Here is a 13,683-nt window from a genome sequence, read left to right as displayed (position 1 = left end):
ATGTTGAGCGTCACCGGCGAACATTACTGAACGCAAACAGATTAATCAAAGCCATAGCGAGGCTCACCGACATTGCAACAGCAAGACTAGACTTCGGTAGCGGATCGCAGCTTGGCAAGTCTCACGTCTCCGGCCGAACGAACTGGCTGGCGACCTTAGGTTGTAGGCGCGAAAGTCACCGTCGGGCGTGATTACCAACTCTGTGGTGTTCGCCCGTTGTTTTCGATGTGATAGATCAGGTTGACAAGGTAGACCCTAGAACCCGTCAAAAGTGGGTAAATGGAGCTATTAGGGACAATGCGTTCGCAGGAAGAATGGTCAAGCAATGAAGACGCTCGTGCATACAGAGAGCTCCGAACCCTAGTCGATAAATGGAAACGCCTTGGGACGAAGACCTATCCGGATGGAACGGAGTGGATCGGACATACGCCAGATCGGGCTCCTGAAGCATATTTGCACCAGCTGTATGCTCCGCTTGGCGCCGTCGGAGTTGGGCAGATGGAGTCTGAAATTTCGTGCCGACTTCCAGATAATTTCCGTTGCTTTCTCATGCTCCACAACGGGATAGGTCTGTTTGCGAATTATATAAGCGTCTATGGGCTGCGACGTAGCTGGTCACGCACGAATTTGGTGGAGGCGGGTCAACAACCCTTCTCCATACTGGAACCAAATATAAAGAGACGACCAGGTAATGCACCAGACGATGTTCTCTTTATTGGTGCGCTAGGGGACAATGACGATTTAATTGGCATGAATCCGGACGGGAGGGTCTTTCGCTGGGAGAGTGATGATCCTCTGTCCGGTTCGATTAAGTCCTACACGAGCGTGTTCACCTTCCTGCTGGAAGAAGCCAATGAGGTGGCGGCCCTGTTCGACCCGGATGGGCGCGAACACGACTGAACTCGGGCAGCAGGCGACAGGCTGACATTCAAACCGAATATCACCAGTCGCTTTTTTCACATCGGATGCCGGAAGACCCGGCGACGCCGCGTCGCGCCCAAGCCTAGGTTAGAGCCGAATTCCGGAGCCAGCCGCAGCCACCATGCAAACCTATGACTTCATCATCGTCGGTTCCGGCTCGGCCGGCTCGGTCCTGGCCGAAAGGCTGTCGGCTTCCGGCCGCTTCTCGGTGCTGGTGCTCGAGGCCGGCGGCAGCGACCGTCGCTTCTACGTCCAGATGCCGCTCGGCTACGGCAAGACCTTCTTCGACCCGGCGGTCAACTGGAACTACAAGGCCGAGCCGGATCCGGGTCTGGCCGGCAATGTCGACCACTGGCCGCGCGGCAAGCTGCTCGGCGGCTCGAGCTCGATCAACGCCATGGTCTGGATCAGGGGCGCGCGCGAGGATTTCGACGCTTGGGCAGCGGCCGGCAATCCCGGCTGGGGCTTCGATGACCTGCTGCCCGCCTTCAAGGCGCTGGAGGATAACCAGGCCGGCGCCGACCAATGGCGCGGCGTCGGCGGGCCGCTGCATATCACCGACTGCTCGACCTCCGTCCATCCGCTCACCAAGCGCTATCTCGCCGCCGCCAACCAAGCCGGCCTGCCGCTCAACCCGGATTTCAACGGCGCCTCGCAGGAAGGCGCCGGCGTCTACCAGATCACCACCAGGAACGGCCGCCGCATGTCGGCGGCGCGCGCCTTCCTGCGCCCGGCGATGAAGCGCAAGAATGTCCGCGTCGAGATCAACGCGCTGGCGACAAAAATCCTGTTCGAGGGCAAGCGCGCCGTCGGTGTCGAGTATCTCCAAAATGGAGAGACGAAAACCGCCCGCGCCGGCCGCGAGATCATCCTGTCGGGCGGTTCGGTCAATTCGCCCCAATTGCTGCAGCTTTCAGGCATCGGCCCATCGGCGTTGCTTGGTGCGCTCGGCATTCCCGTCATTTGCGCCAACGAGAATGTCGGGGCAAACCTGCAGGACCATGTCGGCATCAACTACACCTTCAAGGGCAGGCAGCCGACGCTCAACCAGATCCTGCGTCCGTGGTGGGGCAAGCTCCTGGTCGGCATGCAATATGTCCTCCTGCGGTCGGGTCCGCTGTCGCTGTCGATGAACAATGCCGGCGGCTTCTTCCGCACCGACCCGGCCGCGGCACGGCCCAACATGCAGCTCTATTTCCAGGCCTTTTCGACCGTCATTCCGAAGAGCGGCGAGCGCCCGATCCTGACGCCCGATCCGTGGCCGGGCTTTTCCATCGGCCTCTCCAATTGCCGGCCGTCGAGCCGCGGCGAAATCATGATCCGCTCCGCCAATCCGCGCGATCATCCCAAAATCGTCGCCAACGCGTTTTCGACCGAGGCAGACGTCGCCGAAATGCTGGCGGCGGTGAAATTCGTCAGGAAGATCGCATCGATGCCGGCGATGGCGGAGATCATCGAGGAGGAGGTTTTGCCGGGTCCGTCGATCACCTCCGATGCGGATCTCATCCAGGATTTCAGGAAGCGCTCGGGCACGGTCTATCATCCGGTCTCGACCTGCCGCATGGGGCCGGACCCGGCGCGCGCCGTCGTCGATCCGCGCCTGAAGGTGCATGGCCTCGAAGCCCTGCGCGTCATCGATGCCTCGATCTTTCCCGACAATATCACCGGCAACACCAACGCCGCCGCTATCATGACCGGATGGAAAGGCGCCGAACTGGTTCTGGAGGATCAAAAATGAAAATCACCGACGTCAAGACCTGGGTGGTCGGCAATCCGCCACCCGGCATCGGCGGCAAGTATTTCATCTTCGTCAAGCTCACCACCGATGGCGGCGTCGTCGGCTATGGCGAGGCCTACAACGCCACCTTCTCGGCCCATGTCACGGCGAGGATGGTCGAGGACATGGCCGAGCGTTACCTCGTCGGCCGCGACCCGCACGATGTCGAGAACTTCTTCCGCCGCGCCTATTCGTCCGGCTTCACCCAGAGGCCCGACGTGTCGGGCATGGGCTGTTTCTCGGCGCTGGAAATCGCCTGCTGGGACATTATCGGCAAGGAGGCCGGCAAGCCGGTCTACAAGCTGCTCGGCGGGCAGGTGCACGAAACGCTGCGTTCCTATACCTACCTTTATCCGCACAGCGGCAGCGTCCACTCCGAGGATGCGCGCGGCAAGAACGTCTACAACGATCCTGATCTGGCCGCCGCCTGCGCGCTCGAATATGTCGAGCAGGGTTTCAATGCGGTCAAGCTCGATCCGGCCGGCCCCTACACCGCCTTCGATGGGCACCAGCCGCGCCTCGTCGACATCGACCTCTCCGCCCGCATGGTCAAGGCGATCCGCGAGGCAGTCGGCACCAGAGCCGACATCCTGTTCGGCACGCACGGCCAGTTCACCGCTTCGGGTGCATTGCGCCTCGCCCGCGCCATCGAGCCCTATGATCCGCTGTGGTTCGAGGAGCCGGTGCCGCCCGACATGCCCGAGGTCATGGCTCAAGTGGCGCGCGGCACTTCGATCCCGATCGCGACAGGGGAAAGACTGACGACCAAGTTCGAATTTGCCCGGGTCATCGAGAACCGTGCCGCGACCATTCTTCAACCCGACCTTGGCCGCTCCGGCGGCATTCTCGAAACCAAGAAGATCGCCGCCATGGCCGAGGCCTATCACATCCAGGTCGCGCCGCATTGCTATTGCGGGCCGATCGTCGGCACCGCCAACATCCAGCTTGCGGTGACGCTGCCCAACTTCCTCATTCTGGAATCACTGAAGCAGTGGGACGGTTTTCACGAGAAGCTGCTCAAGAAGAAGATCGAATGGCAGGACGGCAACGTCATCCCGTCTAAGGAGCCGGGCCTCGGCGTCGAGCTCGATGAGGCCGTCTGCGAGGCGCATCCCTGGACCGGCAAGGACCTGCATTTGCAGATGATGCAGACACCGTTGATGCCGTGAGTTGTCAAGCGAGACCGACCAACAATGTCACGCGATTTCAACGTGTTGAACCTAGGATCGGAATCACCGCCGAAACAACTTGAATCAATCCCTCAACGGCTTGATTCAATATCTCAGCGTCAATGCGCCGGGCAGGATCTCGAAGGTCGCCGGTATGCGACCCGGCGATTCGCCGTCTATGTCGATCAGCGCGGCGTTCTTTTGCACATCGCCGAGCGGCTCGACAACCACCTTCTTGCCGCGCAGGATGGTGATCGCCGGATGGTTGCGGTGCCGCCCGCCATAGAGCAGGCGGATGTCCCAGATCAGCTTCAGCTTGCCGGCGGCGCGCAGGATAACGATGTCGAACTCGCCGTCGTTAAGCTCGGCGTCGGGCGCGATCATCATGCCGCCACCAAAGAATTTTCCGTTTGCCACCGCCACCAGCGCCATGCGCGCCTCGACCGGGGCACCGTCGTCGACAGTGATCGCAACCTCCTGGAAGCGGTAGCGGAGGAACTCCCAGACCGTGCGCCAATAGAACAACGCCTTGGCCGAAACCTTGCCCTTGCGCTTGTCGGCATTGACCGCGCGGTCGGTGGCGCCGGAAAGCCCGAGGCTGGCGATGTTGATGAAATGGCGGCTGGCCAGCGCGCCATGGTCGTCGACATAGCTGATGCACCCGGCATCGACCTTGCGCCCCTTGGCCTCGGCAATCCGCTTCAGTGTCAGGTCGACATTGTCCGACAGGCCGAGCCCGCGGGCGAAGTCGATGCCGGTGCCGCAAGGCAGCAGCCCGAGTTCGGCCGTCCGGCCGCTTTCCCGGAAAGCCTTCAGCAGCCCGTCGGCGACCTCGCTGGCGGTGCCGTCGCCGCCGGCCGCAATCACCAGCTCGAAGCCGATGGCGGCAAGGTCGAGCGCCAGCCGTTCGGCATCGCCCTCGGCCTGCGTTTCACGCAGCTCGAAATCGCCGAAATGTCTTTTCAGCGAAGCCGCAACCTCTGGCCAATGCCGCTTGAGCCTGCCGCCGCCGGCGATCGGATTGAGAACCACCGCGACCTTCAAGCCTGCCTCCCCAAGGCCATCGAACACGCCTTCCAATCATTTGCCGCCATTGAAGCCCGCGCCGGCCCGCGGGGCAAGATCGAATGTCCGACAATGCGGCCTCCGCATCGAGGCGGCAAATCCCGGCCGGCGTCGGCAGAGATCGGAAAGTCGCTATTTTGGCAGGGTCAGTCCCCGATAATCCCGCTATTCACAGGCTTGCGGCAGTTTCGCCAAACGCTTATCCGGCGTACATTAAACCCATCTCAGGCGGCTACCGATCGCCACGCCGAAAGGCAAAGCGGAACGGCGGATTTCCTGAGGCCCGTACGGCCCTGAACGAGAACAGGCTTGCTTGTTGGAGGGATGGAAGCCGAGACCTACGGGGCCGCGGAAAGCGTGCGAACGCCAACGGCGGACCGATGCTGCCATGAAGGACGGCAAAAACCTTCGATGGCGCGCTGGGCAAAGCTCGCAAGAGTGGAGACCGGCGTGGTCCGGAACGGACGCTGCCCTCGGGTGGCGACTGGCGGGACCGTCAAAATCAAGGCCGGCATGGCGGGACATCTTTCGGGAGTTGCCGCCGCGACCGTGTCCTGATCTGACAGGGAGGCGCTGGGAGAAATCCCGGCGCCGACTGTCTTTGTGGCTCCGCCTGACGATTTTGCCGGCGACGCTTCACCCTGCGCCAAAATCAGCTACTATCCATTAGCCGTCGGGGGCCGTTTGAGAAGGCTGACGGCAGGGGGATACTTCATGACGCTCATCCAGAAGCTTGCTGTTGCCTATGCTTTCCTGTTCTTCGGTGTTGTTGCGATCGGCTATGTGCCGGCCTTCAACGATGCCGGCGGCAATCTGTTCGGCCTGTTCTCGCTGCAATGGTATGACGATTTGCTGCACGCCTTCTCCGGCGTGTGGGCGCTGGCCGCCGCCTTCATCTCGCACCGCCAGGCGGTGTTCTATTTCAAGCTGTTCGGATCGGTCTATCTGTTCGACGGCGTGCTCGGCCTGGTCACCGGTTCCGGCTGCCTCGATGGCGGCATTTTCATCAACGGCTTCCGCTCCTTGAACGACATCGAATTCCCCGCCCGCTTCTTCGCCAACCTGCCTCACATCGTCATCGGCGGCTTCGCCGTCTATGTCGGGTTCTGGCTGTCGAAACGCGTGTACGACCATTTCGCCACGGCCTGACCGGCCATGTTCCTGTTCCGCTGGCTGAAGCGCATTATCAAGGCGATCCTCTGGCTCGTCGTCATTGTCGTGTTGATCCCGATCGCCGGGCTGGCCTACGGCTTTCTCACGACGCCGTCGCTGGACACAACACCATTGCCGGGCGTCACTGAGGGTGCCCCGCCGACGGCGCTGGCCGACAAGGTCCGTGCCGAGATCCCCGGCTACCAGCGGCCGGAGGAATCGACCTTTCTGACCTATCCGGAATGGGCCATCGTCTACGCCGCCCGCGAATATGCCGGCTTCGTCGACAAGAACCAGCCGAGCGGTTTTCCCTATCTCTCCTATATCGGCCGCTTCTGGCAGGACTATGCGATGGTGGTCCGCGCCAGCTCCGCCTACAAGTTCAACCTCGACAACCACCAGATGCTGGTGATCATCGGCACCAGCCACACGATCGAGCACGCCATCCAATGGGCCTATGAAAATACGGTCGGCCGCATTACCGAAGCGACGGCCGGCAAGCGCACCGCCGTCGACATCTACCAGGCCGAGGTGGCGGCGGAGTATGCCGGTTTTCTCGACCAGGTGCCGTGGTACCAGTTTCCCTATGCCGAAAAGCGTGCCGGCCTGTTTGCCGTCCAGCCGGCAGCGGACGACAGCGCCGTCCGCACCAGCGAACGCAAGCTCGCCTTCGGCCTCGCCTACACCATCAAGCAGGGTTACGCCGATCTGATCAAGTCGGCGCTCGCCGCCACCACCGACCCGGCCTTGCTCCACATCCACGTCTGGGCCAAGGGTCCGGTCAGCGAGGTGACCCGCAACGAGCCCGACACCTTGCTGGAGCGCGATCTCGGCGCCGACGGCACGGTCTTCGTCACCAGGCGCTATCAGGTGTTCACCGACATGATCCCGCGCCTGATCGGCAAGGGCGTCTCCTTCGTCGAAATCGGCGGCAATGACGAGATCATGGTCACCGTGCTTTCCAATGACGAGATCAATGTTCCCCAAGGCGCACGCACCTTGTTCAGCTACCCGCTTCCGGCGGAACCTTCGACGCGCCGCACCGGCCTGACCGTCGCCGTGCGCAAGCTGCACGTCGTGCTGCCGGCGCTGATGACGGCGGGCGCCAGGCTCGAGCACGTCTACGACTACTGAGGCCTTTCGGTCACAGCCGGCCTCGGCAAGACGTTGCGTGATGCTCCGCCACGCTCATTCCACAATCGCGGCCAAATCCCGCCTTGTTCCGCAACGATTGATGATGCCGTAGCACTTTGATCTTGCGCACATGCGCCGGGCAATTCGGAGGGACAAGACCGTGATCAAGACCGCCCTTGTCGCCATGACCATCGTCGGCTGCGACTGCGACGCCAGGCTTTGCGAATATATCGGCGAGACGCCCGCCAAGTGGTCGACCATCGCTGAATGCGAAGCGGCGATGAAAAGCCAGATGCTGCACGAGCGCAATTTCGATTATCCGCTGGTCTCGGGCATCTGCCGGACACAGAACTCGTCTTCGTCATCGCAGCTCGCGGCGACCACTTCGGAGCCCGAATTGACGACGGCCAGTACGGCCGCGACAGAGCCGCTGCCAGCAGAACTGAGCCATCGGCCCAGTGCAGCGGTCGGAACGCAGGCGACGGCGACGGAAACAGAAGCCGTCCGGCCGGTCGCCTACGAAGCGGCGGTCGATGGCGGCAGCGCCCTGCTCTACCGCACGAAGACCGGTTACGCCGTGGTCAAGACCGATCTCGGCCGCGCCGCGTCGGCAACGATCGGCATCGCCAGGCGCTCGGCGAACTGGCTGGCGGCGAAGCTGCCTGACGGTCTGTAACCGGCACTTCAGGCCGTGCCGATCAGTGCCTTGATGGCGCGGTAAAAAGTCGAGGAAAACAGCTCCCCCGGATCGTATTGCCGCTTCTTCGCCAGGAAGGACGGCAGTTCCGGATAGGAGGCAAGCAGCTCCTTGCCCGTGTAGTGGAGTTGGTAGGGCAGGAAAAAACGCCCGCCATGCTTGATCGTCACGTCGATCAGCGCCCTTGTCAGTGCCCGCATCCTGGCATTGCCGTCGGCGTCGGTCGGCTGATTGATGTAGAGCACCAGCGAATAGGCCGGCTCCGGCGCATAATTCAGCGCCACATCCTCCTTGTGGACGATGCGTACCGACGCGTTGAGCACCGGCAGGCTCTGGTTGCGCAGGATCTCGCGCGCTTCCGCGATGAACGGGTTATAGGCCGCCCGCGGGATGAAATATTCGTGCAGTATGTCGGTCTCGTCGAGCAGGTCGTTGAACAGATAGGGCACTGAATCGTGCATCGGGTTGTTGCGCGTGACCAGGCAGGCCTCGCCCTCGGCCATTGCCGTCGTCCGCGCCACCGTGCAGCTCTCGAATTGCGGCTCCAGCGTCTTTTCGGTGAACCATTTCAGCTCCTGGAACAGGCTGCCCCATTTCGCCAGGTTGATGATCACCCGCTTGAGCCCAACCGAGCCCGGTTCACCGATTGCCGGCTGGTCGGCCGGCGGCTGGTCGGCGACCTTGTCATAGCGATAGACGATCATATCCTCGAGGAAATTGCCCGGCGCAGTCGACAGATGCCCATAAAACAGACCAATCGCCCTGTTTGGCTCCAGCACCTCGGCGAAGAACGTCGGGAAATCGTCCGATTTGATGATCTCGCGCGAGGTGCGGTAGACGGCGTTGTCGACGATGTCGAGTGTCGCCTCCAGCACCACGCCGAACAGGCCGTAGCCGCCGACGACGTGGCGGAACAGCTCGGTGTTTTCGGCCGGTGAGCAGGTCGTCACCGAACCGTCGGCCAGCATCACCCGCATCGAACGGATCGAGCCGGCGACCGAGCCGGCCTGATGGTCCATGCCATGCGCGTTGACCGACAGCGAGCCGCCGACCGAAAAGATGTCGGTCGACTGCATCGCCTTCACCGCGAAGCGCGGGTGCAAAAGGTTCTGGATGTCGTGCCAGCGCGCGCCCGGCTGCAAGGTCATCGCCTTCGCCGCCGCATCGACGCTGATCTTGTTGAATTTGCGCATGTCGAGGACCAGTGCGTTATCGTCGAAGGCGTGGCCGCCCATCGAGTGGCGCACCGCCGCGACCGAGACCTTCAGGCCATTGGTGCGGGCAAAGGCCAACGCGCTCGCAATGTGGTTTTCCTCGCTGACTTCGATAACGCCGTAGACCGGCGTCATCGAAAGGCCGCTGGCATCGTTGATGTCGCCGCCCTTGGTCAGCCATGGCAGCGACGGATCGTAGGCTGGCGCGTTCTCCAGCGGCTTCAGCGCCAGGTCGATGCCGTCAATGTCGGCAATGCGCCCGGAATTCTTCTGCGCCGACGGGCCGCGGGCCAGCCGCGCCACGGTCGTGCCGCCCCAGACCATCGCGCCGCCGACCACCGCCGCACCCAGCAGCAACCGCCGCGACAGGCGAAACCCCTTGCGTTCCTCGATCATAGCCCCACCCCACTGTCCCAGGAATAGCGCCGGATGGAGACAAAAACCAGTTGCCAATCAGACGTTCGGCGAATGATGATCCGGTTTGTCTGGCGGAAATGTCGAAAGCAGTCTCACCATGAAGCTTGCAGCCCGTACCGCACTTGCCATGTTGCTCGCGTTTGCTCCGGCATCATCAGCCGGCGCGCAGACTCCTGGTCAAGGCGACGACAAGGTCGTCAGCGTAGCTGGCGACGATCCGGAGATGGCGGCCGCTATCGAGCAGGCGCGTGCCGGTCTCGACGACTTCCTGGCATTGGCCGACGCGCCGCCATCCGGAACGGCCGACTTCCAATTGAAAGTCATGGTCAGGGATGGGGACGCCACTGAACATTTCTGGGTCATTCCCTTCCACCGTACGGCGGCCGGATTTGCGGGAACCTTGGACAACGAGCCGCAGACCGTTCACAACGTCGTGGCAGGCCAGGAGATCGAATTCAGCCGGGACGATATTTCCGACTGGGGCTATATGAAGAACGGCCGCCGGGTGGGAAGTTTCACTGTCTGCGTTCTCTTCAAAAAGATGTCGAAGGATGACGCCGACTATTATCGCCAGAACTATGGCTTCGATTGTTGACGGCTGAATTCCAGTTCAACCGGCTTCTACATCCTTCACGCCGATCTTTCGTACCAGTGCCGCGGTCGCCAGGATCGCGCCCATGTCGGCGATCATCGGCGCGACGTGTTTGGTGTAGTCGAGACGCGTGGAGATATCCGGCAGCTCGAAGAAATTCCTTTCCTGCGGCAGCAGCAGGAAACCGTCACTGCCGCTGAGCGCAACGCGTGCCGGATCGTTCGGCCGGGTTTCGCCGAGCCATTGCAGCGCCTGCGCCAGCCGGCCGGTCACCAGCGGCCGCGCCGCCTCGATATTGTCGGTGCGGAACTCGTAGGCGGCATCGAGCTCCGGCACGCCGCTGGACAATTCCTGCATCTTGCTGCCGAAGATGCCGCGGAAGAAGCCGACGACCTTGTTGGTCCGGCGCGCGGCGACCAATGTGCCGGGGAACGGCACGATCGTCTCGAAGGCGACGATGACGCCCTTGAACACTGCCGTCGTGCTCTTGCCCGTCCCTTCCCGGAGATCTGCTTCGTAAAGCTCGAACGGAAACCCTTCATAGCGGCCGGAAAAAACATCGTCGAAAGACTGCCGGTTGAACGGGCCAACCGTCTCGCGCGGCACCCGGTCGAACGAATTCGGCTTGATATTGTGCCGGTACCGCATGTCCTCGATGAAGCCGAAGACGATCGGCAGCAGCGTGCTGCGGAACGACTGCTGCAATTTGCCCGCCGGCTTGATCGCCTGGAAATAGAGCAGGATCGCCGCCAGGAAGCCGCCGATATAGAGGAACACATGCGGGGTCGAGAACCACTGCTCGTTCGGGTCGGCAACCCCGTTGAAAAGCCAGGCCACAAGCGCCACGAACACCAGCAGCAGTCCGATGAACATCGGCACCCGCCAGCGCGTCTGGCGATGGGCCGAAGCTCTTTCGGCCTCGTAGGCCTCGATGTTCTTCCTGATGCCGGCGATCACCGCTTCGCTCGGCATGAAATCCGCTGTTTCCATCGCCCACCCGCCGCCACAAGCCTGCCCGCGTAGCGCATGATAGCCGGTTTTGTGGACCGCGTCAGCGCAGCCGTCAGCGCGCGGCGAAGATCGCATCAAGGCGGGCCAGAACCCTTTGCCTCGATTTTCCCGCCAGCGCTTCAACCGGCACCAGCCGCTCATGATCGCCGGTGCGCAGCCGCATGAAGGCATGCAGCCGGTAGGCGGCGATGGCCCCGCGCGTGCCGGGATCGGCGCTGATGTCGACGACGAGAATGGCGCCGATACGGCTCGGCCATGGCTGGCGCGCGAAGGCGGTGCCGAAGAAATCGCCGAGCCCATAGGCGACGAGCGTCTTGCCGAGCCGCTCGATCGGCTGCACGACATGGGCATGATGTCCGGCGACCAGGCCGACGCCATGTTCGACCAGAAGCCGCGCCAGTGCCCGCGTCTTCGCACGTGGAAAATGCCGGAATTCCCAATCCCAATGCGGTACCGCGCAGAGGAGGTCGACACTCTCAACTGTATCGCGTGGCCATTGTCCCGGATCGCTTGCCATCGAGACACGGCCCGCGAACTGGACCGCGTCGGCATTGCGCCACAAGGTAAAGGCGGCAAGGCCGATGGTCAGTTCCCCGACTGCAAACCGCTCGACTGGAGCCCCAGCACCGATCGTGCGGATGCCGAGCCGCGCCAGCGCGGCAACGGTCTCGTCGAAGCCGGCAATGCCCTGGTCGAGCACATGGTTGTTGGCCAGCGACAGCACCAGTCTTTCCGGCGAAATGCCGGCGGCGGCCAGCGCCTCAGCAAGAAACCGCTCGCTCATCGCATGGTGCGTGCCAAGCCTTGTGCCCCAAACAGCGCTCGGCCGTTCCACCACCGGGCTTTCGCAATTGCCGACTACCAGATCGGCCGAGGCGAGCAGCGCCGCGATCGCCGGATCGCATTCCGGCGCGCTGCGATTGGCCACCGCCGAGATGTCGCCGACGAAAGCCAGCCGTACCGTCCGCACCGGCGCCGGTTCGAGCAGGGTTGCCGCCATCGGAGCGAAGCCGCGAGCCGCGCCGCCGAGCGAAGGCCGGAGGAAACGGGGAAGCCAGGACAGTTTGTAGGAAAGCGGATAATTCGACACGCGACGCCCAATCGTTTGCTCTGTGTAGACCGTCCGCCGGATTGATTGAAGCTTCGACTGTTATCGGTGAACCACAGGGCTACAGGCGCGCGAACCAAATGCGTGTATGATCCACTGCGGAGCGACGAAGGGGCGATCACGACGACGCGTTTTTCCAGGCTGGTGGCATGCGCCATCGTTCTTCTCCTGCCGCTGTCCGCGGCCAGCACCGCAGCTCCCGAACCGGCGGCCCTGTTCGAGGCAAAAACCGTGGCCGAGCGCGACAGCGCGCTAGCCGCGCTGGAAGCCGCCGCGCCCGGCGATCCTGCATCGGCCTACGCCACCGGCGCCGGTGAATTCTTCACCGCGCTGGAGATCCTGGCCGGCGGTCTGTACCGCCACGGTTTCGAAAGCCCGCAATCGTTCATGCTGCCGCTGATGCGGCTGCCGGTGCCGGACAATGCCGATCCCGAGCCGCTGACCTACGAACAATTCCGCGCCATTCTCGTCGCCTTCCGCGACCGGTTGGAGAAATCCGCAGCCACGCTGGGCTCGGTACCCGCCGACGCCGACATCGGCATGGTCATCGACCTGACCCGTCTCGGCATCGACCTCAACGAGGACGGCCAGATCGCGCCGGACGAAAGTGCCGCCGCGGTCATGGCGTCTCTGTCACGCGGCGGCGGTGCGCCAGACGCGGCCGCACCCGCCCTCACCTTCCGCTTCGACCGCGCCGACGGCTACTGGCTACAGGGCTATTCCGAATTCCTGATGGCGCAGGCCGATTTCTGGCTGGCGCATGACTTCAGCAACACCTTCGACGGTTCGTTCCATGTGCTGTTCCCGCGCGCCAACCTGCCGCTGCAGGACACGCTCGTTCCGCCGGACGGCGGCATGAGCGGCGGCATGTTGTCGTCCGAATGGCGCATCGCCGATTTCATCTCGCTGGTCCATCTCGTCAACTGGCAAGTGGTCGAGCCGGAGCGCCGGCAATCGGCGCGCCGCCATCTCATGGAAATGATCCGGCTGTCGCGCGAGGACTGGAAAGCCATCCGCGCCGAAACCGACAATGACCGTGAATGGCTGCCCGGGCCGCAGCAAAAAGGCGCCAGCCCGCTCACCGGCCTCGACGTCGGCGAGCAGCAGGTGCAGGCCTGGCTCGCCGCCTTGGCCATGGCCGAGGATCTTCTGGAAGGCCGCACCTTGCTGCCGCATTTCCGCATCGCCGACAAGGGCATCAACATGAAGCGCTTCTTCGACGAGCCGAAGCCCTTCGACCTGGTGCTGTCGATCACCGGCCCGGCCATCGCGCCCTATCTCGAGCGCGGGAAGATTCTCACCAGCGAGGAGTTCGACCAGATCCAGCGCCAATTCGGCGGCGCCGGGTTTCTGACGTTCGCGTTGTGGTTTAATTGAGCGGGAAGCTTGGAGGATGCTCCTGACACCCTGCTGTCAGCAGCCAAAT

12 protein-coding genes are annotated in these 13,683 nt (G+C 62.8%); 8 read left to right on the top strand and 4 right to left on the bottom strand.

All coding sequences use genetic code 11. The annotated features are described in order from the left end of the window. The first annotated feature begins 297 nt into the window (after nt 1–297). The 3 genes from NKH63_RS18705 (at nt 298) to NKH63_RS18695 (ending at nt 3,867) form a co-directional block, all read left to right on the top strand. A complete protein-coding gene (locus NKH63_RS18705) occupies nt 298–900 on the top strand; it encodes an SMI1/KNR4 family protein (RefSeq protein WP_352483111.1) in 603 nt (200 codons plus the stop codon). 142 nt (nt 901–1,042) lie between these two features. After that, a complete protein-coding gene (locus tag NKH63_RS18700; protein WP_352483109.1) occupies nt 1,043–2,659 on the top strand; it encodes a GMC family oxidoreductase in 1,617 nt (538 codons plus the stop codon). After that, nucleotides 2,656–3,867, top strand: a complete 1,212-nt coding sequence (locus tag NKH63_RS18695) for a mandelate racemase/muconate lactonizing enzyme family protein (protein WP_352483108.1) — start codon at nt 2,656–2,658, stop codon at nt 3,865–3,867. The genes NKH63_RS18700 and NKH63_RS18695 overlap by 4 nt, the downstream gene beginning before the upstream one ends. Before the next feature lie 105 nt (nt 3,868–3,972). Here the strand turns inward: NKH63_RS18695 and NKH63_RS18690 are convergent, their stop codons facing one another. Continuing rightward, on the bottom strand, nt 3,973–4,911 hold the full coding sequence (locus NKH63_RS18690) for a diacylglycerol/lipid kinase family protein (protein WP_352483106.1): 939 nt from the start codon (nt 4,909–4,911) through the stop codon (nt 3,973–3,975). Nucleotides 4,912–5,646: 735 nt separating this feature from the next. Between NKH63_RS18690 and NKH63_RS18685 the strand changes: the two genes are divergently transcribed. The 3 genes from NKH63_RS18685 to NKH63_RS18675 all read left to right on the top strand — a co-directional run bounded on the left by NKH63_RS18685 (nt 5,647) and on the right by NKH63_RS18675 (nt 7,894). Further along, nucleotides 5,647–6,081: a DUF4383 domain-containing protein gene (locus tag NKH63_RS18685; protein WP_023719157.1), complete on the top strand. Its 435-nt coding sequence runs from the start codon at nt 5,647–5,649 to the stop codon at nt 6,079–6,081. Nucleotides 6,082–6,087: 6 nt separating this feature from the next. After that, nucleotides 6,088–7,218 (top strand): hypothetical protein, encoded by a 1,131-nt coding sequence (locus NKH63_RS18680; protein ID WP_352483105.1) that lies wholly within the window; start codon nt 6,088–6,090, stop codon nt 7,216–7,218. Nucleotides 7,219–7,378: 160 nt separating this feature from the next. After that, a complete protein-coding gene (locus tag NKH63_RS18675; RefSeq protein WP_023719159.1) occupies nt 7,379–7,894 on the top strand; it encodes a hypothetical protein in 516 nt (171 codons plus the stop codon). 8 nt (nt 7,895–7,902) lie between these two features. Here the strand turns inward: NKH63_RS18675 and NKH63_RS18670 are convergent, their stop codons facing one another. Continuing rightward, nucleotides 7,903–9,525, bottom strand: a complete 1,623-nt coding sequence (locus tag NKH63_RS18670; protein WP_352483104.1) for an FAD-binding oxidoreductase — start codon at nt 9,523–9,525, stop codon at nt 7,903–7,905. 118 nt (nt 9,526–9,643) lie between these two features. On the opposite strand from NKH63_RS18670, the gene NKH63_RS18665 reads away from it, so the two are divergent. Further along, nucleotides 9,644–10,141 carry a YegJ family protein gene (locus NKH63_RS18665; protein WP_023719161.1) on the top strand — a complete coding sequence of 166 codons (498 nt, stop codon included), beginning with the start codon at nt 9,644–9,646 and terminating at the stop codon, nt 10,139–10,141. Between the two features lie 15 nt (nt 10,142–10,156). Here NKH63_RS18665 and NKH63_RS18660 read toward each other — a convergent pair whose 3' ends face one another. Together NKH63_RS18660 and NKH63_RS18655 are read right to left on the bottom strand one after the other, a co-directional pair. After that, complete coding sequence (locus NKH63_RS18660; protein WP_352483102.1) at nt 10,157–11,128, bottom strand: hypothetical protein; 972 nt, start codon at nt 11,126–11,128, stop codon at nt 10,157–10,159. Nucleotides 11,129–11,201: 73 nt separating this feature from the next. Beyond that, a complete protein-coding gene (locus tag NKH63_RS18655) occupies nt 11,202–12,239 on the bottom strand; it encodes a CapA family protein (protein WP_352918385.1) in 1,038 nt (345 codons plus the stop codon). A 135-nt stretch (nt 12,240–12,374) separates the two neighbouring features. On the opposite strand from NKH63_RS18655, the gene NKH63_RS18650 reads away from it, so the two are divergent. Next, nucleotides 12,375–13,634 (top strand): hypothetical protein, encoded by a 1,260-nt coding sequence (locus tag NKH63_RS18650; RefSeq protein WP_502896345.1) that lies wholly within the window; start codon nt 12,375–12,377, stop codon nt 13,632–13,634. Nucleotides 13,635–13,683 lie beyond the last annotated feature (49 nt).

The sequence above is a fragment of the Mesorhizobium sp. M0960 genome, from assembly GCF_040319055.1.
In the GTDB taxonomy this organism is placed as follows: Bacteria; Pseudomonadota; Alphaproteobacteria; order Rhizobiales; family Rhizobiaceae; genus Mesorhizobium.
The sequence above is the reverse complement of the archived record's forward strand: the minus strand, read 5'-3'. Positions and strand labels throughout refer to the sequence as shown.